The following is a 21,733-nucleotide window of genomic DNA, read 5'->3' as shown; positions in this document are numbered from 1 at the left end:
CCCTGGAAAGATCCAGACAGCCTTATTGCAGCTTGGCGGCCTAATTCCATCTTGTTAGCCTACGCCGGGGTCCCTACGGACCTCTGCTTTGCTATACCTTTCTTGAACTATCTCTTTTCACCACCACCATTCATTTTTGGGGTTGACTTTTAATAGTTAATCTTTCGTATAGTAAAAGTCTGGATGAAAAGGGCAGCACCGCGGGAATGGGAACGCGGTGCTGCCGGGAGAGGATTACGACGGATCGCCGTCGGAGGAAGGCTCCTGTGAGCCGGTCTCCGGCTGGTCGGCGGAGGCCGCGTCCCCGCCGGCTTCGGTGTCCGCAGGGGCATCTTCCGCAGAGGCATCTTCCGCGGGAGCGTCTTCCGCAGGGGGCAGCTGTTTCTGATCGGCGTTGACAAAGGCCATCAGTTCATCGCCGGTGATGGTCTCCTTGGCCAGCAGGAACAGGGAAATCTCATCCAGCAGTTCCCGGTGCTGCCGCAGCAGGTCCATGGCCTTGTCGTAGGCCGACTGGAGCAGGTCCCGCACCTCACTGTCGGCCTGGGCCGCCGTGGAGTCGGCGCAGTTCATCATGGCTTGGCCGTCCAGATAGGCGTTGGCCACGGTGGTCAGGGCCATCAGGCCGAAGTGGTCGCTCATGCCGTACTGCATGACCATCTTCCGGGCCAGATCGGTGGCCCGCTCGATGTCGTTGGCGGCGCCGGTGGTCTGAACGCCAAAGACCAGCTGTTCGGCGGCGCGACCGCCCACCAGGGTCATCAGCTCCGTCATTAGCTCTTCCTTGGAGTTGAGGTACTTCTCCTCCTCGGGCATCTGCATGGTATAGCCCAGCGCGCCGGAGGTGTGGGGTACAATGGTGATTTTTGAAACAGGCTGGGAGTGCTTCTCAAGGGCCGCCACCAGGGCGTGGCCCACCTCGTGATAGGAGACAATGCGCTTTTCCGTGTCGGTGAGAACGGTGCCCTTCTTCTCCGTACCGGCGATGACCACCTCGAAGGAAACGAGCAGGTCCTGCTGGTTGACGGCCTGACGGCCCTGCCGGACGGCCCGCAGAGCGGCCTCGTTGACCAGATTGGCCAGGTCCGCGCCCACCGCGCCGGCGGTGGCGGCGGCCAGCTTGTTCAGGTCCACATCGTCGGCCAGTTTGATGTTGCGGGTGTGGACTTTCAGCGTCTGGAGACGGCCCGACAGGTTGGGCCGGTCCACGATGATGCGCCGGTCGAAACGGCCGGGACGCAGCAGCGCCTTGTCCAGGACCTCGGGCCGGTTGGTGGCAGCCAGAACGATGACGCCCTTGGAGGGGTCGAAGCCGTCCATTTCCGCCAGCAGCTGGTTCAGCGTCTGCTCCCGCTCGTCGTTGCCGCCCATGCGGCTGTCGCGGGTCTTGCCGATGGCGTCGATTTCATCGATGAAGATGATGGCCGGGGCCATTTTGCTGGCCTGCTGGAACAGGTCCCGGACACGGGACGCGCCCACGCCCACGAACATCTCCACAAAGCCGGAGCCGGAGATGGAGAAGAACGGGACGTTGGCCTCACCGGCCACGGCCTTGGCCAGCAGGGTCTTGCCGGTGCCGGGAGAACCCACCAGCAGCGCGCCCTTGGGCAGCTTCGCGCCGATTTCGGCGTACTTCTGGGGGTTGTGGAGGAAGTCGATGATCTCCTCCAGAGATTCCTTGGCTTCGTCCTGACCGGCCACATCCTTGAAGGTGACGCCGGTCTGCTTTTCCATGTAGACCTTGGCGCTGGACTGGCCGATGCCGCCGAATCCGCCGCCCATGCGCTTGGACATGGAGCGGGTCAGGAAGGACAGCAGCAGCACCCAGATGGCAATGGGCAGAATCCAGGAGAGGATAAAGCTCATAATGGGGCTCATCTGTTCCACAATCTTGGCGTCATAGTGGGCCCCCGCCTGGGAAAGCTGGGTTTTCAGTTCGCTCAGTTCCAGATTGGGTATGATGCCCGTATAATAGATTTTCTGTTCCCTGGGGTCCTTCTGGGCTTCGTCCCGGGAGAGAATGAGGATCCGGTCGCTCTGGAACTCCACAGAGTCCACCTGATTTTTGTCCAGCATTTGCTCAAAGACATCATAGGTGATCTGCTCGTAGCGGGAGTTGGAGATGGTTTCGTACAGCGAGTTGATGAGCACGGTGAAAATCAGCGCCACCACCACCATAATGAGGATGGACTTTGGCGTTTTATTGTCACCGGGTTCCGGGGGTCTTCCCGGCTTTTTCGGGTCGTTGTTCAACAATCATTTCCCCTTTCAAATGGGACCGCCGGGCCTGCCGGGGTCGGTATTCATCATACCATAGCCGCCCCCAAAAGGCAACCGACGGCCAGGGCGCGGGTGTAAATATTCTGTGAATTTCTGTCAGAATGGGCCAAAAACAAAGGGATGCGGCGGATTGTCGCCGGACGTCCGGCGGGTGCGTCGGCCGCCGCCGCTTCGGCGCGTCCGACGGCGCCAAAGGGCATCCGGTCCGGCAAAAATACTTTTTCGACAAGCCGGTTGTGAAAGGGCCGGAGATTTGGTATAATAGATAAATCTAGCGAATATTTTTGAGATATGGAGCACTGATGCTATGAGAGAACCGAAACCCGAACGCAAATTCCGGCCCGACGGCCGCCGTCCCCAGCGGCCCGAGGCGGCTCCGGCCGACGACGAGCACCTCATTGAGGGCCGCAACGCCGTCACCGAGGCGCTGAAATCCGGCCGTACCATCAATAAAGTCTTTATCGTCTCCGGCGGCGGCGACCACGGTCTGGTGCGCCTGTCGGCCATGGCCCGGGAAGCCGGGGCCGTGGTGGTGGAGACCGACCGGCGCAAGCTGGACCAGATGAGTCCCACCGGGGCCCACCAGGGCATCATCGCCATGGCGTCGGCCCACGATTACAGCACCGTGGACGATATGCTGCGTCTGGCCGAGGAGCGAGGCGAGAAACCCCTTCTGATTATCTGCGACGAGCTTTCCGACCCCCACAATCTGGGCGCCATCCTCCGCACCGGCGAATGCGCCGGTGCCCACGGCGTCATCATTCCCAAGCGCCGCAGCGTGGGTCTGACGGCAGTGGTGGCCAAGGCCTCCGCCGGCGCCATCGAATATATGCCCGTGGCGCGGGTGTCCAATCTGGTGGCCGCCATCCAGGACCTCAAGGAGCGGGGCCTGTGGATTTACGGCACCGCCGCCGATGGGGCCACGCCCCTGCATCAGGTGGACCTGACGGGACCGGCGGCCATCGTCATCGGCTCCGAGGGCGACGGCATGGGCCGTCTGGTGGCTGAACAGTGCGACTTCAAGGTCAGTATACCCCTGAAAGGCAAAATTACTTCGCTCAATGCGTCGGCCGCCGCCGCGGTCCTCCTGTATGAGGCCGTGCGCCAGAGGGGCTGACATGGCGGAACGAACCCACAGAAGCGAGGTGAATGACCTGTGAGCGAGAAAAACCCCGAATCGTGGGAGAATCCGGAGGAGACGGAGGAGCCGTTTTCTCTGGAAGACATTCTCAATGAATTTGGCGGCTGGAGCCGCCGCTCCGAACCGGAGGAAGCGGAGGAACCGGAGCCGAAGGAACCGTCCAAGGTGGAGCTGCCGGAGGAGCCGGAACCGGTCCCCGACGACGAAGAGGCGTTGGAGGACCCGGAGGATGAAAGCGAACCGGAGGACGCCTCAAAGACGCCGCGCATCTGGCAGTACCGTCCCTCGGAGGAACCGGACCGGGAGCTGAAGCTGCCCCGGCCCCAGCGGCAGCCGGTGGAGCCGCCGCAGAAGCGGCACAAGCGGGAAAAACCGGAGAAACCGGAAAAGCCGCCCAAGGAGAAGAAGCCAAAGCCCGAGCCGGTGTATCCGGAGCCGGGGGCGCTGTTTCAGGAGACGTGCAAGCGGACCGGCGGACTGGCCATGCGCCGCAGACTGCTCTTCCTGCTGACGGCCGCCGCCATCGCCGTCACCTGTTTTGTCCATTTGGACAGAGTTCCGGCGGGGCTGAACCTGCCGGCGGAGCGGTGGTCCCAGATTTTGCTGGGACTGCTGCTGTTGGGCGCGTTCTGCGCCTACGATGTGTTTTTGAGCGGCATCGTCCAGCTGTTCCGCCTGCGGCCCGGCGTGGATACCATGCTGACGGTGGCCACCGTCGTCACCGCCGCCGACGGTCTGGCCCATATGGGCGAGGAGCCGCGCCTGTCGCTGTCGGCGCTGATGCTGGTGGAATTGTTTTTCGCCCTGTGGGGCAGGGTGGTGGCCAACCGGGCCCGCCGCCGGAGCCTGCGGGCGGTGCTCTCCATCCAGGGGACGTCTTCGGCGGCGGTTCGGTGCCGCCGGGCCTGGGGCAACCGGGACTGCCTGTTCCGCCGGGACGGCAATCTGGACCGGTATGTGGCCGATCTGGAATCCCCCGATGCCGTCAGCCGCGTCATGGCCGTTTACGCGCCGCTGGTGCTGGTGGCTACCGGCGCTCTGTCCGGCGCCTGCTCCGCCACGGCCCAGCGGGATTTCCTGCAATGCTGGGCCACCATGCTGACGGCCTCCATCCCCGTCACGGCGGGATTGACCTATTGGCGGCCCTTTGCGGCCCTGTCCCGGCGGCTGATGCGCTCCGGAGCGGCCCTCTGCGGCTGGAACGGCGTGCGGCGGCTCCTGGGCCGCTGCTGCGTCACCCTCAGTGATGAGGACCTGTTCCCCAAGGGTACCGTCACCATGAACGGCATGAAGATGTTCCACAACTTCTCCATCCATCAGGTGGTGGGCTATACCTACGCCGTGCTGCAACAGACGGGCTGCGGCCTGGAACCGGTGTTCCATGAGGTTTTCGTCAACCAGAACGGCCGGTCCTGCACCATTGACAACTTCCGCCGCTATGAGGGCGGCGGCGTGGGAGCGGGTATCCAGGGCGATGTGGTCCTGGTGGGTTCCCTGGCCTTTATGCGGGCCATGGGCGTGGAGCTGCCCGAAGGTACCAATGTGCGGCAGGCCGTCTATTGCGCCGTCAACGGCCAGCTGGCGGCGGTGTTTGCCCTTAACTACAGCCCCCAGACGGGGGTTCGCATGGGTCTGACGACGGTGCTGCGGAGCCGGGGCCTGTCCCTGGTCCTGGCCACCCGGGATTTCTTTCTGACCCCCGCCGCCGTCAGCAGCAAGTATAAGATACCCGGTACGGCCCTGGAGTATCCCAACGCCGAGGAGCGGGCCCGGTTGTCCGGACCGTTCGCCACCGCCGGCGGGGAGCAGGCGGTGGTTCTGGCGCGGGATCAGTTCCTGCCCATGGCCGAGGCCGTCACCGGCGGCCGCGACCTGTACGGCGCCGTTATGGCGGGGTTGTGCCTGAATCTGCTCAGCGGTTTGGTGGGTCTGGCGCTGACGGCCCTGCTGTGCTGGCTGGGCGCGTTCGGGGCGGCGTCGCCCTTTAATCTGATGCTGTACGGTCTGGCCTGGACGCTGCCGGCGCTGCTGCTGACCTCCATCGCCTCCCGTTGAATCTCTGCCGCGTGTCCCTCTCCTGTGGACACGCGGTTTTTGCACGCTTTGCCTAGGAACTGCCGATGTCAATGGGCAGAAGCCGGGCAAAGTAACCAAAAATTTTATTGAAATAAAGCAGGATGCACAAACTTTTTGTAATTACAAAGAATGGAACACGCTGTTATTGAAAAGTACCAAACACAGGAGTATAATGGGGATTAAAGTTGGCGAATGTGATCGCCGACGGACAATTTACGCTGTAACAATTTCTATAGCCTGACTTGTCCTCCATCGAAAGGAGAAATTCACCATGTATACTGCCAAGGATATTCGCAACATCTGCTTAATGGGCCACGGCGGCGACGGTAAGACGACGCTGGTCGAGGCCATGCTATACACTGCCAAGGGCAGCGAGCGGCTGGGTAAGGTCACCGACGGCAATACGGTCAGTGACTTCGACCCCGAGGAGGTCAAGCGCGGCTATTCCATCGCCACGTCCCTGATTCCCGTGGAATTTGAGGGCAGCAAGCTGAACGTTCTCGACAACCCCGGTTTCAGCGCCTTTGCCGGTGAGATGCTCCAGTCTCTGAAGGTCTGCGACTCGGCCATCATCGTGGCCGGCGCCAAGGGCCGTCTCAGCGTCGGCGCCGAGAAGAGCTGGAAGCAGCTGCGCGAGTCCGAGGTTCCCGCCTTTATCTGCATGTCCCGTCTCGACGAGGAGATCGGCGACTTCTTCACCACCCTGGACTATATGCACGTCAAACTGCATCCCGCCATTGTTCCCTTCATGTTCCCCATCTATGAGAATAAGAAGGTGGCCGGCTGCGTGGACGTGCTCACCGGTAAGGGCTACGACCTGGAGGGCAAGGAAAGAAGCCTGTCCTCCGATGACCAGGCCCGTGTGGAGGTCTATCTGGACAACATCTATGAGCAGGTGGCCGAGACCTCCGAAGAGCTTATGGAGAAGTATTTCTCCGGCGAACCCTTCACCACAGAGGAATTGACCGCCGGTGTCAAGCAGGCCATTCGGGAGCGGATTCTGTTCCCGCTGCTGTGCTGCGGCTCCCTCAGCGGCCTGGGTATGCAGGGCGTTCTGCGGAACCTCATCACCTACGCCCCCAATCCCCTGGAGGGCAAGCCCATGGTGACGGCCGACGGCGACGAGTTCACCCGCGATCCCGACGGCGCTCCCACGCTGTACTTCTTCAAGACCATGTCCGACTCCTTTGGTAAGAACTCCTACTTCCAGGTGGTGTCCGGTAAGGCCACCCCGGACCTGACCCTCACCAACTTCCGCAGCGGCAGCAGCGAAAAGCTGGGCCACCTGTACACGGCCAAGGGCAAGAAGAACACCGAGGTCAAGGAGCTGTGCTGCGGCGACCTGGGCGTGCTGATGAAGGCCGCCAACGTCAAGACCAACGACACCCTGGGCGTCGAGGGCAAGTCCCCCGTCATCGCCCCGGTGGAATACGAGGAACCCTGCTACTCCATGGCCGTCTATGCCAAGGTCCGCGGCACTGAGGACAAGATCGCCACGGGTCTTGCCAAGCTCAACGAGGACGACAGCTCCTTCACCTTTGGCATGAACCCGGAGACCAAGGAAATGGTCCTGTCCGGCGCCGGCGACATCCATCTGGATGTGCTCTGCGCCAAGCTCAAGAGCAAGTACAATGTGGATGTGGAGCTGCGTCCGGCCAAGATTGCCTATCGTGAGACCATCCGCAAGAAGGTCCAGGTCCATGGCCGTCACAAGAAGCAGTCCGGCGGTCACGGCCAGTTCGGCGATGTGTGGATCGAGTTCGAGCCTCAGGACGAGACCGAGGATCTGATCTTCTGCGAGCGTGTCGTCGGCGGCGCGGTGCCGAAGAACTTCTTCCCCGCGGTCGAAAAGGGTCTCCGCGAGTCCATCAAGAAAGGCCCTCTGGCGGGATTCCCTGTGGTGTTCCTGAAAGCTACCCTGTACGATGGCTCCTATCACCCCGTGGACTCCTCCGAAATGGCCTTTAAGACGGCTGCTTCCATCGCGTTCAAGGAGGGTCTGCCCCAGGCTGCTCCCACCATCCTCGAGCCCATCGGCCAGCTGAAAGTCACCGTGCCCGATGAGTACATGGGCGACGTAATCGGCGATCTCAACAAGCGCCGGGGCCGCATTTTGGGCATGACGCCCAAGGGCGACAACCAGCAGCAGGTGGAGGCCGAGGTCCCCATGGGCGAGATGTCCTCCTACGTCATCGACCTGCGCTCCATCTCTCAGGGCCGCGGCTACTTCCGTCTGAAGTTTGTCCGCTATGAGGAAGTGCCCCAGATGTACCAGGCCAAGATCATCGAGGAGGCCAAGAAGGCCGCCGAAGCCGAATAAGTACAAACAAAAAAAGGATGCGCCGCGGCGCATCCTTTTTTTGTTTGGAATAAGATTTTTAAGCATCCGGGAAAGCGGCTGATTCCGCGTGTGGAAATAAGGTAGGGAATTTCATTTTTAGAAAATACCGGTAATCCTCGTGCTCTTTGCAGTTTCGGTAATCCTCCCGGAGCAATTCGTAGATTTGTCTTAGCTTTTCGCCGCTCATGTCTTCGTACCGCTCCAGGATGATTTTGCCGCATGCGACAGCATCCATGATTGCATCGTAAGCATCTGCAATGTATTCGCAGGTTACCACTTTGACAGGCTCGGAAAGGGTGTACACATAGGGAATAGATTCCAGTTTTTCAGCGTGCGCTGTTTCAATGGAATAAATATACCCCGATACGCCTTTGTATGTGTCCCATGTGGCATTGGGGTAATATTCTTCCAATCGCAGAATCCCATCCGGTGTAAATCCGTAACTGGCCCAGGTATACCACTTTCCATGATGGGCATATCCAGTGGAATTGCAAAATTTTTCGATAGCGTTGCTCAAATAAACCAGCGTGTTTTCTCTTCTTGAGGACAAATACAGGAGCCGTTGGCCGTGATTGGAATAATGCGGTTCCAAGAAAACAATTCCCTGAGTCCGGGAAGCATGATAATACATGGAAACCTCCTATTTTCCGTCTTCCTCCTCTGGCTTCATGGGTTCCATGGTGGTCAGAGCCTGTACAGCGTCGTCAAAAATAATCCGCAGCTGGGCAAAGGTATCATTCAGCTGCCGCAGACAGATATTCAGGTCCGACATGACCGTGTCCACATCGCCACGGGAGCCTTCCAGCTGCCGGGAAGTGCTGTCCATAATGGCGTTGACCTGACGGCACAGGGCGGCGGCCCGATTGCGGGCGGCCCGTTCCACAGCTTCGGCCCGGCGATAGGCTGCCAGCTCCTCGGCGGAATTAGACGCGGGCGGGGCAATGGGCACCACATCCGGTTCCGGTTCCGTCTGGGGCGGGACCTCCGGTTCTTCCGCCTGGGGCGTCTCCTGGGCTTCCACAGGTTCCGGAGCCGTCTCCTGGGCCGCATCCTGCCGGGCCTGGAGCGCTTCCAGGTCGGCCCGCAGACGGGCGTTCTCGTCCCGCAGCTGCCGCAGGGCCTTTTCATGGTTGATGGCGCACTCCTCGATATAGGCTACCACGTCGGTGCGGTTGAAGCCGTTGAGGGCGGCACGAAAATTCCGATCCACAGACGGACCCTCCTTTATTGGTTCGGCAGCACTGCACAATTGTGCTTGCGGCCCTGGCCGGCCCTTTTAACCCAACTGTGCAGTTTGAAAATCTTGAAATACATCCAGTATTCCGGCGATTTCCAAACGTTCACTTGAGCCAAAATGACTCGTCCAGTCCGCTTGTCAAATTGTGCGGCGCTGCCTTTTCATGGAATGTATTGGTATTCTATCACGAATTCCCGCGAAACACAACGCACAATCTAAAGGGGCCGGATTTCCGTCACCGTCAGCCGGTCCCCGTCCACGGTGAACCGCACATTGCACCCGGCAAAATCAAGACCGTAGACCCGGCCCGGCTTGTGCTGATAGGCCGGACGGGGGTCCTGGGCCAAAACGCCCAGCAATGCCTCCCGACTGGCGGCGGGTACCACTTCCAGCAGGTCCGGCGGGCAGTCCACCGACAGGCATGCCTCCGCCGGGGCACTGGCAAAGCCCCCCGACGCCTCCGGGTGGCAGTCGGCGTAGGGGATATAGGGCTTGATATCAAAAATCGGCGTACCGTCCATGAGGTCCGCGCCGGATACAATTAAAATATGGCCCAGGTCCGGGTCCTGGCAGATGGCTTCCAGCCGGACGCAGGACAGGCCCAGGGGATTGGGCCGGAACGGGGAGCGGGTGGCAAAGACGCCCATACGGGCATTGCCCCCCAGCCGGGGCGGCCGCACCGTGGGGGACCACTGGGTCCGGACCGATTCGGAAAACTCCCAGAGGAGCCAGATATGGGAAAAGTCCTCCAGGCCCCGCAATGCGTCGGGGTTGCGGAATGGCGGCTCAAAGACCACCGATGCCCGCAGCTGGGAGACAATGCCGCTCTGGCGGGGGATGCCGAACTTGGTGGGGAAATCGCTGCGGATGCGGGCCACCACCTGCAACGGCGGAATCTGTTCCATGGAAGCACCTCCAAATCGATTGCAAAGACCGCAAAAGGCCCGGCTGCAATGCAGCCGGGCCTTTTGGCACGCCGGAAGGGACTCGAACCCCCAACCCTCAGAACCGGAATCTGATGCTCTATCCATTGAGCCACCGGCGCATGTCTGGTTAACGACAAATACTATACCACATGTTTTCCAAAAATTCAAGAGGTATTGTGCGACAAATTTTACGAAAAAATCTGCGTATTTTGACCGACCGACCATATAGTGTCTGGTGTTTTTCGACAGGCTTCGATATAATGTCTCCAGAGGAGGGAAAGAGACATGACCCCAGGAGAAAAATTCGGCCACTCCATCCGCTGTCTGCGCCTGATTTCGGGCTTTACCCAGGAGGAAGTTGCCAACAGTCTGCAAATCAGTCAGACCAATCTGCGACGCATTGAATTGGGCCACGGAAACCCCAGGTACAACACCGTTACCGATCTGGTCAACTATCTGGCCACCAAAATCACCGGTGTACCCCAGAAGATCGAGCTGTTCAAATTGGAGGAATTTGTGGAAGAGCTCATTGTATGGCGGTATCGTCTCATACCGGAGACGGCGTACCGGGAGGAAATCGGCTGGTTCCCCACCTATGGAATTATGGTGGAAGAGCGTTGGAAGGGCCAGTGGGTGGTTCGGGAGGAGCAGACCATTCACGATGTGATGTTGGACCGGGCCAAAGCCACGGAACTGGTGGCCCAGTTGAATGAATACCATGTGTCGCCCCTGCATCTGCGGGAGATTTTAGAGGATTTTCTATGAGAGCGCAGCCCGTTTCCGATGCCCTGGCGCTGCCCCGGGGTGTGACCAGCCTCATTGGCGGCGGCGGCAAGACCACCCTGGCTCATGTGCTGGCCCAACAGCTGCCGGGCACGGTGATTTTTTGTACCACCACCCGGATTTTCCCGTCGGAGACGCTGCCGGTGATTACCGGAGGTGCCGAGGATATTGCCGCAGCCCTGGCACGATGCCGGGCCGTCTGCGTAGGGACCCCGGCCCAGCAGGGCAAGCTGGCGGCGCCGGAGACGCCGCTGGAGACGCTGCGCCAGTTGGCGGACTATGTGATTGTGGAGGCCGACGGCTCCAAGGGCCTGCCCTGTAAGGCCCATCTGGACCATGAGCCGGTGATTCCGCCGGAGACGGAACGGACGATTTTGGTGGTGGGGGCCTCCGGTTTCGGAGAGCCCATCATACAGGCTGCCCACCGGCCGGAACGATTCGCCGCCCTCTGCGGCGCGTCGGTGGAGGACCCCGTGACGCCGGAACGGCTGGCGGCGGTGCTGAACGCCGAGGGCGGCTTCGATACGGTGATAATCAACCAGATGGAGGACGGCAGCCGGGAACCGGCGGCCCGTCAGCTGGCTGCGCTGCTGCCCGTACCCGTGTGGGGCGGCAGCCTCCGCGCCGGATGGATTCGGCAGCTTTGAAAAAATGTGACCAAAGTCGTGAAATGCCATTGGAAATCCCAAAAATCTGTGCTATAATATGGGCGTTCGGTTCATCTAATGGGCAAAATGCCTGAAAAGGAGATAATATAGTTATGGATTATGCACAGAAATCTCTGGAACTCCATGGTCAATGGAAGGGTAAACTGGAAGTGGTCCCCCGCGTGCCTGTCAGCACCCGTGAAGACCTGTCCCTGGCCTATACTCCCGGCGTGGCCCAGCCCTGCCTGGAGATTCAGAAGGATGTCAACAAGAGCTATGATCTGACCCGCCGCCACAACCTGTGCGCCGTCATCACCGACGGCAGCGCCGTGCTGGGCCTGGGCGACATCGGCCCCGAGGCCGGTATGCCCGTCATGGAGGGCAAGTGCGTACTGTTCAAGGCCTTCGGCGATGTGGACGCGTTCCCTCTCTGCGTCAAGACCAAGGATGTGGACGAGTTTGTCAACGCCGTTTACCTGATCTCCGGCAGCTTCGGCGGCATCAACCTGGAGGATATTGCCGCGCCCCGCTGCTTTGAGATTGAGCGCAAGCTGAAAGAGAAGTGCGACATTCCGATTTTCCACGACGACCAGCACGGCACCGCCGTCATCACCCTGGCCGGTCTGCTGAACGCCCTGAAGATCGTAAACAAGAAGATGGATGAGATTAAGGTTGTTGTCTCCGGCGCCGGCGCCGCCGCCATCTCCATCACCAAGCTGCTCATGTCCGCCGGCGTCAAGAACGCCATTCTCTGCGACCGCAAGGGCGCCATCTATAACGGCCGCACCGAGAACATGAACTGGATCAAGGAAGAAATGGCCCAGATCACCAACCCCAACATGGAGAAGGGCGCCCTTTCCGACGTCATTGTGGGCGCCGACGTGTTTGTGGGCGTATCCGGCCCCGGCACCCTGACGACGGAAATGGTCAAGACCATGAACCGGGATGCCATCATCTTCGCCTGCGCCAACCCCACACCCGAGATTTTCCCCGATGATGCCAAGGCCGGCGGCGCCAAGGTCATCGCCACGGGCCGCAGCGACTTCCCCAACCAGATCAACAATGTGCTGGCCTTCCCCGGCATTTTCCGCGGTACCTTTGATGTTCGCGCCAGCGATATCAACGAGGAGATGAAGATGGCCGCCGCCAAGGCTCTGGCCGACCTCATCACCGATGAGGAGCTGAACCCCGACTACATCATTCCCGCCGCCTTTGACAAGCGTGTGGGTCCCGCTGTGGCCAAGGCCGTGTCCGACGCCGCCCGCAAGTCCGGCGTTGCCCGTCTGTAAGAGAACAGGCATTTCCATATTTTGTGCAGTTCTTGCCGCCGGAGTGTTCTCCGGCGGCATTTTTCTGCTGATTTCTATGGTTTTTTCACGAAATCTGTGGTAAAATCACCGTACTAACGCACAAAGGAGAGCACCTATGCAGACCATTGCAGAGCGTTTAGCCCAAGAGCTGAACCAATCCCTTTCCCATGTGGAAAACGTTATCGCCCTGCTGGACGAGGGCAATACCATTCCTTTTATCGCCCGATACCGTAAGGAGATGCACGGCGCCATGGACGACCAGACCATCCGGGACCTGGCCGAGCGGCTCCAGTATCTCCGCAATCTGGAGGAACGGCGCGGAGAGGTCCAATCGGCCATTGAAGCCCAGGGAAAGCTGACGGAAGAGCTGGCCGCCGCCATTGCCGCCGCGCAGACCTTGGCCGAGGTGGAGGACTTGTACCGGCCCTACAAGCAGAAGCGCCGGACCCGTGCCACCGTGGCCCGGGAGAAGGGCCTGGAGCCTCTGGCCCGGACCATTTTCGACCAGGAGAAGGGGACCCCGGCCCCGGAGGTTCTGGCCGCCGCGTACATCGATGCGGAAAAGGGCGTGGAGACGGTGGAGGATGCCTTGGCCGGTGCGTCGGATATCATTGCCGAATGGATTTCCGATGACGCCGACATCCGTAAGGTCCTGCGCCAGCAGATGATGCAGCGGGGCCAGCTGGGAACCAAGGCCGCCAAGGAGGATACAGACTCCGTCTACCGCCTGTACTACGACTTTACCCAGCCCCTGAACAAGCTGCAAAGCCACCAGATTCTGGCCATCAACCGGGGCGAAAAAGAGGAATTTCTGAAAGTCTCCGTGGAAGCGGACCGGGAGCAGATTCTTCGGACCATTTTCCGGTCCGTGGTCGTACCCGGTTCGTCGGCCATGGCCTTTGTCCGGGCTGCCGCCGAGGACGCCTACGACCGGCTGCTGGAGCCGTCCATGGAGCGGGAAATCCGCAATGCCCTGACGGAGACGGCCAACGAGGCCGCCATTCACAATTTCGCGCTGAATCTGAAACCGCTGCTGCTCCAGCCCCCTGTCAAGGGCAAGGTCACCATGGGTCTCGACCCCGGCTACCGCAACGGCTGCAAGGTGGCCGTGGTGGACGGCACGGGCCGGGTTCTCGATACCGCCGTGGTCTATCCCACCTTCTCCGAGAAGAAAAAGGAGGAGGCCATCACCATCCTGTCGGGCCTGGTGAAAAAGCACGGCGTGGAGCATCTGGCCATCGGTAACGGCACCGCGTCGAGAGAGACAGAGCAGATGGCCGTGGAACTGATTCGCCGCCTGGGCGGGGGTCTCTCCTATATGATGGTCAACGAAGCGGGCGCGTCGGTGTATTCCGCTTCCAAGCTGGCCGCCGAGGAGTTCCCCCAGTTCGACGTGAATTTGCGGTCCGCCGTGTCCATCGCCCGGAGATTGCAGGACCCGTTGGCGGAACTGGTGAAAATCGAACCCAAAGCCATCGGCGTGGGTCAGTACCAGCACGATATGCCGGAAAAGCAGCTGGATGCGGTGCTGGGCGGCGTGGTGGAGGACTGCGTCAACGCCGTGGGTGTGGATGTGAACACGGCGTCGGCGCCGCTGCTGAAGCAGGTGGCGGGTCTGACAGCCACCACCGCCAAAAATATCGTGGCCTACCGGGAGGAAAACGGGCCGTTTACCAGCCGCAAGCAGCTGTTGAAGGTCCCCAAGCTGGGGCCAAAAGCCTTTGAACAGTGCGCCGGTTTTTTACGGGTGCCGGAGAGTAAGCAGGTGCTCGACCATACCGCCGTCCATCCGGAGAGCTATGACGCCGCCGAAAAGCTGTTGACCCTCTGCGGCTATACCGCCGCCGATGTGGGTACCGCCGCCATTGACCAACTGCCTCAGCGGTTGAAAGCCGTGGGCGAGGAGAGAGCTGCCGCCGCCTGCGGCGTGGGCGTTCCCACGCTCCGGGACGTGGCTGCTGAGCTGTGTAAGCCGGGCCGGGACCCCCGCGACGAGCTGCCTGCCCCCATTCTCCGCACCGACGTGTTGGAAATGAAGGATTTAAAGCCCGGTATGGTCCTCAGCGGCACCGTCCGCAACGTCATCGACTTCGGTGTGTTTGTGGATATCGGCGTGCACCAGGACGGCTTGGTCCATATCTCCCAGGTCTGCAACAAGTTCATCAAGCACCCGTCGGAGGTGGTAGCCGTGGGCGATGTGGTAAAGGTGGCGGTCCTGGAGGTGGACGAAAAGCGGAAACGCATCAGCCTGACCATGAAGGGCGTCGAAAACTGACACCATAAAAAATAACAGAACTGACCGTTTAAAAGCGGTCAGTTCTTTGCTATGATGGTGGCACTTTAGAGAAATGAAGGAGTCTTCCCCATGAAACAGCCCTATCTGAACTTGCAGCGGGTCACAGCCATTGCCATGCTGGCGGCCATGTCCTATGTGGTGTTCACCTTTCTGCAAATCAAAATCAGTCTGCCCGGCGGCGACGCCACCTCCATCCACCTGGGCAACGCCGTCTGTGTCCTGGGCGCGCTGCTTATGGGCGGTTTGGCCGGTGGTCTCGGCGGCGCCATCGGTATGACCATCGGAGACCTGTTCGACCCGGTCTATGTGATCTACGCCCCCAAGACGTTTCTTTTGAAGCTGTGTATCGGCCTGATTACCGGTTTTGTGGCCCATAAACTGGGCCGTATCAGCGAAAGCAACGATCCCCGCCATATCCTCCGCTGGTCGGCGCTGGCAGCGGTGGCGGGCCTGCTGTTCAATGTGATTTTCGATCCTCTGGTGGGTTACTTTTATAAGCTGGTGATTCTGGGCAAGCCTGCCGCAGAGGTGACACTGGCCTGGAATGTGGCGTCCACTTCCATTAATGCTGTGATCTCCGCTGTTGCCGCTGTAGCCATTTACGCGGCGCTGCGTCCGGCGCTGCGCCGGGCGGGGTTGGCTCAAAAGCTGGAGCCCCACCGGGCCTGACGCACCAAAAATAAAAAGTTTTACTCGATTTTTTTCAAAAAATCGCGGTTTCCAAAGGCAGAGCCTTTGGTCGCGCCTCGCAAGGCGCGAAACTCCCGCCCGTCGCAACGGGCGAAACACCCCAATCGTCCCAAGCGCGCCTCGCAAGGCGCGCAACCCCCGGCCAACGGCCAAAGCCACCGTCCCACCCCAAAGCGGGTGGTGGACGGTGGCTTTCTGCGTACCATCTCAAAATTCCTTCCGGTCGTAAATCCCCAGCGAAATAAAATAGGAAACCACAAACGCGCCCACGGTCAAAATACAGAACAGTACCGGCAATGCCTGTACCAGACCGGCAGGAAGCTCCGGCAGCACCATGCCTTTCTCCCAGAGGTTTTCCAGCAGCAGTGCGCCGCCGAAAATCACCACAAAGACGGTCATGCTGATGACACGGGCCTTTTCAGCGCCATATTTCAGCAAAAAGGGGAGAATGACGGCGTTGAGCAGCAGCGTCACGGCGGCACAGCTGAGGGCAACCACAACATTCTCCGACAGTGTTTGCTCCGACAGACCCGCCAGGGACAGCGCCACCATCAGGACCACGGCAATTATGGAACTGATCACAATCACCAGAAGCGTAAAGACATACTTCCCGGCCACCACGCCCCGGCGTCCGGCGGGGGTCGCCACGGCATAGCGGTCCCAGCGGGCCGCATCATCCAGAGCCACGGAAGACATGGGAATGGTCATGCCCATGACGGCCACCAGTACCCCCAGAATGGATACGTCAAAGACGCCGGTCGCTGTCAAAGCGCCGTAGACTACCAGAAACATCAGCAGGGTGGTCAGCTGCTTTTTCAATGTCATGCAATCCTTGTAAACCAGACCGATCATCGTACCGTCTCCTTTTCCGTTAACACCATGATTTCATCCAATGTGATCGGGTCCACGGTCAGTTCCGGGTACCGCCGCGTAAAGGCGTGGCGGTCCTGCACCAGGGCTTCACAGCCGAATTGTCCCACCCGGACGCCACCCAATAGGGACCGGTCCACCCGGTCCAAATCGGACCGGCCGCAAATCAGCTTGCCGTAGGTGTCCAAAAGTTCATCCTTGGCTCCGGTCAGGGCCACCTTGCCGTGGTGAAGGTATGTCACATAGTCGGCGGCCTTCTCCAAATCGCTGGTGATGTGACTGGAGATCAGTACCGCGTGGGTTTCATCCTGAATAAAATCGAGAAATTCGTCGAGAATCTCATCCCGCACCACCGGGTCCAGCCCGGCGGTGGCCTCGTCCAGCAGCAGCAGGTTCGGCCTGACGGCAAAGGCCGCAGCCAGAGACACTTTTAGCTTCATTCCCCGGGAAAAGGACTTGAGGGGGGCGGTTGCAGGCAGAGCAAATTTTTTCAGATACATTTCATAACACCGCCGGTCCCAGTTGGGATAGATGCGGCGCAGACTTTTGCCCACCTGGGCCGGGGTCAGCGCCTCGTGGAACAGGGATTCATCCAGCACCACGCCAATCTGGGATTTGACGGCTGTTTCGTCTTTACGGTGGTCCAGGCCGAACACCCGGATGGTACCGGCATCGGGCCGGACCAAATCGAGAATACATTTGATGGTGGTGGATTTTCCAGCGCCGTTTTCTCCGATCAGCCCCATGATGGTGCCGCCGGGTACCGTCAGGGAAACATCGTCCAGTTTGAATGTGCCGTAATCCTTGGTCAGATGGGAAATCTCCAGTGCGTTCACAATGAATTACTCCTCTCCATACAGAAGGCTGAGGGTCTCGGTCAGCTCGGCCAGGGAAACGCCGCCGGTTTTGGCAATGTCCACGGCCTGGGACAGATGTTCCTCGGCCCGCCGCAGCGTCTCTTCGTGGACCAGTTCCAGGTTGCGGGGGGCCACAAAACACCCCTTGCCGGGGACGGTGGTAATGAAGCCGTCCCGTTCCAATTCCTCATAGGCCCGCTTGGTGGTGATGACGGAAATGCGCAGCTCCTTGGCCAGCAGCCGCATGGAGGGCAGGGCCTCGCCCTCCCGCAGCTCCCCCCGCAGAATCAGGCCCTTGATCTGCCGGGTGATCTGGTCATAGATGGGCACGCCGCCGGAATTGCTGATGATGATATCCATGGTGCACCTCGTGATGTCATATTGTATATACTTGACATATACAGTAATATCATATAGATACACAGCTGTCAAGGGGGAGGAGAAAAAAAGGCCGCCGTCCGCCACCCGCGTTGGGGTGGGGACGGCGGCCTTGCGGCATTGCCGCAGGGATTGCGCCATCTGCGGATGGCGCTTTGGGACGATTGGGTGTTTCGCGCCGTGCGCGGCGCGGGTATTTCGCTGGCTGCGGCCAGCGGGAGTTTCGCCCGTTGCGACGGGCGACCGGGGGCGCTGCCCCCTGGACCCCTGCAATTTTTTGAAAAAATTGAGTAAAACTTTCACTTTTTGCCTTTTATAGCAGCTGGCCGTAGCGGCGGACATAGAGGTTTTTCAGCAGCGTTGCCAGGGCCATATAGAGCAGGATGCAGGGAATCAGATAGGCGAAGTACACAGCAGGCAAAGCTTCAAAGCCAATGGCCGCGCCGAAGGCCGTAAAGGGAACCAGCGTCAGCAGGGCAATTCCCATTCCCGTCAGCACCGTCACAGGAGCCGAAGCACGGCTCTGAATAAAGGGCAGCTTGGGGGTGCGGATCATATGGATGACCAGCGTCTGGCTCCACATGGATTCCACAAACCATCCGGCCTGGAACAGACCGATATACTGCTGCTGCATGGCTGCCAGCTCTGCACCGGAGAAATGGCTGGACAGCTGATGGAAAGGGATACCGTGGGACACCACCAGGGGGCAGAGGAAGAAGTACAGCACCGCGTAGGTCAGCAGATCGAAAATGGAGCTGACAGGACCCATCCACACCATGAACCGGCCGACGGAATTGGCGTCCCAGGTCCGGGGCTGGGCGATGAATTCCTCGTCCACATGGTCCCAGGGAATGGCAGTGCAGGTCAGGTCATAGACCAGATTCAAAAGAATCAGCTGCAAGCTGGCCATGGGCAGGAAGGGCAGCAGCGCCGAGGCCGCCAGCACAGAGAACATGTTGCCGAAGTTGGAAGAGGCCGTCATCTTGATGTACTTGATCATGTTGGCGTACGTCTTGCGGCCCTCCAGAATGCCATCCTCCAGCACCATCAAATCCTTTTGCAGGAGAATCAGGTCGGCGGCCTCCTTGGCCACATCCACCGCCGTATCGACGCTGATGCCGATGTCGGCCTCCTGCATGGCGGCGGCGTCGTTGATGCCGTCGCCCAGATGGCCCACCGTGTGGCCGTTGGCCCGGAGCGCCTGGACGATACGGGTTTTCTGGGCGGGGGACAGCTTGGCAAACACTGTGGTGGTCTCCACAGCACGGGCCAGGGTCTTGTCGTCCATGGTTTCGATCTCGCTGCCCAGCAGCAGATGGTCCACCGGCAATCCCACCTGACGGCACACCGTGGCCGTCACCTTGTCATTGTCGCCGGTCAGGACCTTGACGGCCACGCCGTGGGCCGCCATGGCGGCGATGGCCGCGGCGGCGGATTCCTTGGGCGGGTCCAGAAACGCCAGGTAACCCAGCAGCACCATGTCCTGCTCGTCGGCCACGCCAAATGCGTCCACGGGGGAGGGGTTGCTCTTCTGGGCCAGGGCCAGCACCCGGAAGCCTTTGTCGTTGAGGGAGGCCACCGTATCGAGAATCCGGCGGCGCAGGTCCGCATCCAGAGGCCGCACCGCGCCGTCACACTCGGCGTAGGCGCAGACGGAGAGCATCTCCTCCACGGCCCCTTTGGTCACCATTTGGGTTTTGCCCTGACGGTCCCGGACCACCGTGGTCAGACGGCGGCGCTGGAAGTCGAAGGGAATTTCGTCCACCTTCTCGTAGGCTTCGGACAGGTCCGTGAGCCGGGGGTCGGCGGCTTCCGATTCCTCGGTTTTGCGGATAATCGCCAGATCCATGAGGTTTTTATAGCCGGTCTGGAAATAGCTGTTGAGGTAGGCGTGGCGCAGCACCCGCAAATCCTCCCGGCCCTCCACGTTCCAGTGGTATTCCAGAACCACCTCGTCCCGGGTCAAGGTGCCGGTCTTATCGGTACACAGCACATCCATGGCGCCGAAATTCTGAATGGCATTGAGATTTTTGACAATGACCTGCCGCCGTCCCATGACCACCGCGCCTTTGGCCAGACAGGTGGTGACGATCATGGGCAGCATCTCCGGTGTCAGGCCCACGGCCACGGAGATGGCGAACAGGAACGCCGACAGCCAGTTCCCTTTGGTCAGCCCCGTCAGCACAAAGACCAGAGGCACCATGACCAGCATAAAGCGGATCAGGACCTTGGATACAGCGTTGATGCCGCGGGTAAAGCTGCTTTCGGTGGGCTCCTGGGACAGGCTGGCGGCAATGGCGCCGAACTGGGTTTCGCCGCCGACGGCCAGGACCACGGCGGTCGCCGTGCCGGACACGACACTGCTGCCCTGTAGGGCCAGATTTTCGCATTCCGCGGCGCTTTTGTAAGCGGACAGCACTTCCGCCGTCTTTTCGATGGGGGCGCTCTCACCGGTGAGACCGGCCTGGCTGACGAAGCAGTCCCGGGCCTCGAGAATGCGGACGTCGGCGGGGATCAGATCGCCCACGGACAGGTGGATGATGTCGCCCACCACCAGCTCTTCCAGGGGCAGTTCCTGCCGCTCGGCGCCGTCGCGGGTGACGGTGCAGGTGGTGGTGATCATGGCCAGGAGCTTTTCCGAGGCGTTGGAGCTGCGGCGCTCCTGGACAAACCGCAGAATGCCGGAGATGGTCACCATGGTCACTATGATGAGGACCGTAATGGGGTCGAATTCCGCCGGTGTGCTGCCAAACAGAGAAAACCGGGGAAAGATCATGTCGGTGACGGTGGACACCAGGGCCAGGCAGAACAAAATCGCCGTAAAGGGATTGACAAAGGCGCTCCACAGCTGATGGAGCAGGGAGGGGCGGCTGCTGCGGTCCATGGTGTTGGGGCCGTACAGGGTACGGCTGTTGGCAACGGCCTCAGGCGTGAGACCGGAAAGGGCGGTGTGCAGATGCTCCAGCACCGCAGGGGTGGGGTTGGTGGCTGCGAATTGCAGCCGCTGGGCCTGCTGGCCGGTACGGGCAGCAGGTGCGTTCATAGTTCTCTTCATTGGTCGTTTCCTCCGTTCCGTAAGATCGGCGGCAGAAACGAGCGGCGCGGCCCATGGGCGTCCAAAGGCCGTGTCGTGGCTTCGGCCGCATACTGTGACTGCTACTTCTGTCGCTATCCATGGTTCGCACCTCCTTCAGAGTAAAAAAGCTATCTGCTTGCAGTAAACGTTGACGCCAAACGGCGCGGTCTTGTTGCAGACCATAGCCAGCTTAGCCAATAAACAGGGATTTGCCCATGGCAAAATCCTTGCAATTTTCTTGCGATTCAGGGACCATCCACCAGACGGTAGCCCACGCCCCAGACCGTAAGCAGATGAACGGGCGCGTCGGAATTGGGTTCGATTTTCCGGCGCAGCTTGTGGATAAAGGCCATGATATTGCTTTCGTCCATGTAGTAGGAGTCGCCCCAGACAGCCTGATAAATCTGCTCTTTTGTAAAAACCTGACCGGGTTTTTGCATTAAAAGCAGGAGAATATCGAACTCTTTGGGGGTCAGCAGCAGTTCCGCGCCCTCCTTGAGGACCCGGTGGCTGTTGGGGTACATGGTCAGCGGACCGCAGACCAGTCGTTCCTCCGGGACAATGGCCGGCGTGTCTGCGGGCAGCAGCTCCATCATCAGGGAGGACACGTGTCCCTCTTGCAGGTCGAACATGGCCTCATGGAGCTCCGCCGCGCCGGAGAGGGTGGCGGGAGCATGTTTCAGCTGGGCCAGAAGCCAGCGGTGCAGGGCCGGTTCTAATTTGATAAATTCCATTCGTTGCTTCATGAAGCACCTCCGGTTCCGGCGGCAACGCCGCCTGTACTTTCATTAAGTGAAGTAAAAAATAAGGGGTTTGTCCATCCGG

17 protein-coding genes and 1 tRNA gene are annotated in these 21,733 nt (G+C 60.2%); 8 read left to right on the top strand and 10 right to left on the bottom strand.

Annotated features, from left to right (window positions below; genetic code table 11):
• Positions 1-234: 234 nt before the first annotated feature.
• Positions 235-2,256, bottom strand: coding sequence for an ATP-dependent zinc metalloprotease FtsH (gene ftsH, locus ACTQ33_RS02960; RefSeq protein WP_441462029.1), 2,022 nt, complete (start codon positions 2,254-2,256; stop codon positions 235-237).
• 331 nt (positions 2,257-2,587) lie between these two features.
• Here ftsH and rlmB point away from each other — a divergent pair, with 331 nt between their 5' ends.
• The 3 genes from rlmB (at position 2,588) to ACTQ33_RS02945 (ending at position 7,817) form a co-directional block, all read left to right on the top strand.
• The gene (rlmB, locus tag ACTQ33_RS02955) at positions 2,588-3,397 is read left to right on the top strand and encodes a 23S rRNA (guanosine(2251)-2'-O)-methyltransferase RlmB (RefSeq protein ID WP_441462027.1); all 810 of its coding nucleotides are present in this window, start codon (positions 2,588-2,590) and stop codon (positions 3,395-3,397) included.
• 39 nt (positions 3,398-3,436) lie between these two features.
• Complete coding sequence (locus tag ACTQ33_RS02950) at positions 3,437-5,476, top strand: hypothetical protein (RefSeq protein WP_441462025.1); 2,040 nt, start codon at positions 3,437-3,439, stop codon at positions 5,474-5,476.
• A 292-nt stretch (positions 5,477-5,768) separates the two neighbouring features.
• Entirely contained in the window at positions 5,769-7,817 is a 2,049-nt protein-coding gene (locus tag ACTQ33_RS02945; protein ID WP_441462023.1) for an elongation factor G, read from the top strand.
• Positions 7,818-7,875: 58 nt separating this feature from the next.
• Here the strand turns inward: ACTQ33_RS02945 and ACTQ33_RS02940 are convergent, their stop codons facing one another.
• From ACTQ33_RS02940 to ACTQ33_RS02925, 4 genes are all read right to left on the bottom strand, one after another.
• Entirely contained in the window at positions 7,876-8,469 is a 594-nt protein-coding gene (locus ACTQ33_RS02940) for a hypothetical protein (protein ID WP_441462021.1), read from the bottom strand.
• Between the two features lie 9 nt (positions 8,470-8,478).
• Positions 8,479-9,048 carry a hypothetical protein gene (locus ACTQ33_RS02935; RefSeq protein ID WP_441462019.1) on the bottom strand — a complete coding sequence of 190 codons (570 nt, stop codon included), beginning with the start codon at positions 9,046-9,048 and terminating at the stop codon, positions 8,479-8,481.
• A gap of 242 nt (positions 9,049-9,290) precedes the next feature.
• Positions 9,291-9,980, bottom strand: a complete 690-nt coding sequence (gene tsaA, locus ACTQ33_RS02930) for a tRNA (N6-threonylcarbamoyladenosine(37)-N6)-methyltransferase TrmO (RefSeq protein WP_441462017.1) — start codon at positions 9,978-9,980, stop codon at positions 9,291-9,293.
• Between the two features lie 64 nt (positions 9,981-10,044).
• A tRNA-Arg gene (locus tag ACTQ33_RS02925) sits at positions 10,045-10,120 on the bottom strand.
• Positions 10,121-10,286: 166 nt separating this feature from the next.
• On the opposite strand from ACTQ33_RS02925, the gene ACTQ33_RS02920 reads away from it, so the two are divergent.
• The 5 genes from ACTQ33_RS02920 (at position 10,287) to ACTQ33_RS02900 (ending at position 15,706) form a co-directional block, all read left to right on the top strand.
• Positions 10,287-10,766: a DUF6514 family protein gene (locus ACTQ33_RS02920; protein WP_441462015.1), complete on the top strand. Its 480-nt coding sequence runs from the start codon at positions 10,287-10,289 to the stop codon at positions 10,764-10,766.
• Positions 10,763-11,431 (top strand): selenium cofactor biosynthesis protein YqeC, encoded by a 669-nt coding sequence (gene yqeC / locus ACTQ33_RS02915; protein WP_441462013.1) that lies wholly within the window; start codon positions 10,763-10,765, stop codon positions 11,429-11,431. The genes ACTQ33_RS02920 and yqeC overlap by 4 nt, the downstream gene beginning before the upstream one ends.
• A gap of 113 nt (positions 11,432-11,544) precedes the next feature.
• The gene (locus ACTQ33_RS02910; protein WP_441462011.1) at positions 11,545-12,720 is read left to right on the top strand and encodes an NAD(P)-dependent malic enzyme; all 1,176 of its coding nucleotides are present in this window, start codon (positions 11,545-11,547) and stop codon (positions 12,718-12,720) included.
• Between the two features lie 136 nt (positions 12,721-12,856).
• Complete coding sequence (locus ACTQ33_RS02905) at positions 12,857-15,016, top strand: Tex family protein (protein WP_441462010.1); 2,160 nt, start codon at positions 12,857-12,859, stop codon at positions 15,014-15,016.
• 90 nt (positions 15,017-15,106) lie between these two features.
• Complete coding sequence (locus ACTQ33_RS02900; protein ID WP_441462007.1) at positions 15,107-15,706, top strand: ECF transporter S component; 600 nt, start codon at positions 15,107-15,109, stop codon at positions 15,704-15,706.
• 228 nt (positions 15,707-15,934) lie between these two features.
• Here the strand turns inward: ACTQ33_RS02900 and ACTQ33_RS02895 are convergent, their stop codons facing one another.
• The 5 genes from ACTQ33_RS02895 to ACTQ33_RS02875 all read right to left on the bottom strand — a co-directional run bounded on the left by ACTQ33_RS02895 (position 15,935) and on the right by ACTQ33_RS02875 (position 21,654).
• Positions 15,935-16,579 carry an ABC-2 transporter permease gene (locus ACTQ33_RS02895; RefSeq protein ID WP_441462006.1) on the bottom strand — a complete coding sequence of 215 codons (645 nt, stop codon included), beginning with the start codon at positions 16,577-16,579 and terminating at the stop codon, positions 15,935-15,937.
• Positions 16,576-17,433, bottom strand: a complete 858-nt coding sequence (locus ACTQ33_RS02890; protein ID WP_441462004.1) for an ABC transporter ATP-binding protein — start codon at positions 17,431-17,433, stop codon at positions 16,576-16,578. Before ACTQ33_RS02890 ends, ACTQ33_RS02895 begins: the two co-directional genes overlap by 4 nt.
• Positions 17,434-17,439: 6 nt before the next feature.
• The gene (locus ACTQ33_RS02885; RefSeq protein WP_441462003.1) at positions 17,440-17,814 is read right to left on the bottom strand and encodes a GntR family transcriptional regulator; all 375 of its coding nucleotides are present in this window, start codon (positions 17,812-17,814) and stop codon (positions 17,440-17,442) included.
• Between the two features lie 331 nt (positions 17,815-18,145).
• A complete protein-coding gene (gene mgtA / locus ACTQ33_RS02880; RefSeq protein WP_441462002.1) occupies positions 18,146-20,887 on the bottom strand; it encodes a magnesium-translocating P-type ATPase in 2,742 nt (913 codons plus the stop codon).
• A 266-nt stretch (positions 20,888-21,153) separates the two neighbouring features.
• The gene (locus tag ACTQ33_RS02875; protein WP_441462000.1) at positions 21,154-21,654 is read right to left on the bottom strand and encodes a winged helix-turn-helix domain-containing protein; all 501 of its coding nucleotides are present in this window, start codon (positions 21,652-21,654) and stop codon (positions 21,154-21,156) included.
• Positions 21,655-21,733: the final 79 nt, after the last annotated feature.

This window comes from Candidatus Avoscillospira sp. LCP25S3_F1 (genome assembly GCF_052117125.1).
Lineage (GTDB): Bacteria > Bacillota > Clostridia > Oscillospirales > Oscillospiraceae > Avoscillospira_A.
Note: the sequence above shows the minus strand (reverse complement) of the source record. Positions and strands in the feature narration are given on the sequence as shown.

Coding starts and splice junctions, on each gene's coding strand:
- rlmB (WP_441462027.1), top strand. CDS start 2,588: ATGAGAGAACCGAAACCCGAACGCAAATTCCGGCCCGACGGCCGCCGT.
- ACTQ33_RS02945 (WP_441462023.1), top strand. CDS start 5,769: ATGTATACTGCCAAGGATATTCGCAACATCTGCTTAATGGGCCACGGC.
- ACTQ33_RS02940 (WP_441462021.1), bottom strand. CDS start 8,469: ATGTATTATCATGCTTCCCGGACTCAGGGAATTGTTTTCTTGGAACCG.
- tsaA (WP_441462017.1), bottom strand. CDS start 9,980: ATGGAACAGATTCCGCCGTTGCAGGTGGTGGCCCGCATCCGCAGCGAT.
- ACTQ33_RS02920 (WP_441462015.1), top strand. CDS start 10,287: ATGACCCCAGGAGAAAAATTCGGCCACTCCATCCGCTGTCTGCGCCTG.
- yqeC (WP_441462013.1), top strand. CDS start 10,763: ATGAGAGCGCAGCCCGTTTCCGATGCCCTGGCGCTGCCCCGGGGTGTG.
- ACTQ33_RS02910 (WP_441462011.1), top strand. CDS start 11,545: ATGGATTATGCACAGAAATCTCTGGAACTCCATGGTCAATGGAAGGGT.
- ACTQ33_RS02905 (WP_441462010.1), top strand. CDS start 12,857: ATGCAGACCATTGCAGAGCGTTTAGCCCAAGAGCTGAACCAATCCCTT.
- ACTQ33_RS02900 (WP_441462007.1), top strand. CDS start 15,107: ATGAAACAGCCCTATCTGAACTTGCAGCGGGTCACAGCCATTGCCATG.
- ACTQ33_RS02895 (WP_441462006.1), bottom strand. CDS start 16,579: ATGATCGGTCTGGTTTACAAGGATTGCATGACATTGAAAAAGCAGCTG.
- ACTQ33_RS02885 (WP_441462003.1), bottom strand. CDS start 17,814: ATGGATATCATCATCAGCAATTCCGGCGGCGTGCCCATCTATGACCAG.
- mgtA (WP_441462002.1), bottom strand. CDS start 20,887: ATGAAGAGAACTATGAACGCACCTGCTGCCCGTACCGGCCAGCAGGCC.
- ACTQ33_RS02875 (WP_441462000.1), bottom strand. CDS start 21,654: ATGAAGCAACGAATGGAATTTATCAAATTAGAACCGGCCCTGCACCGC.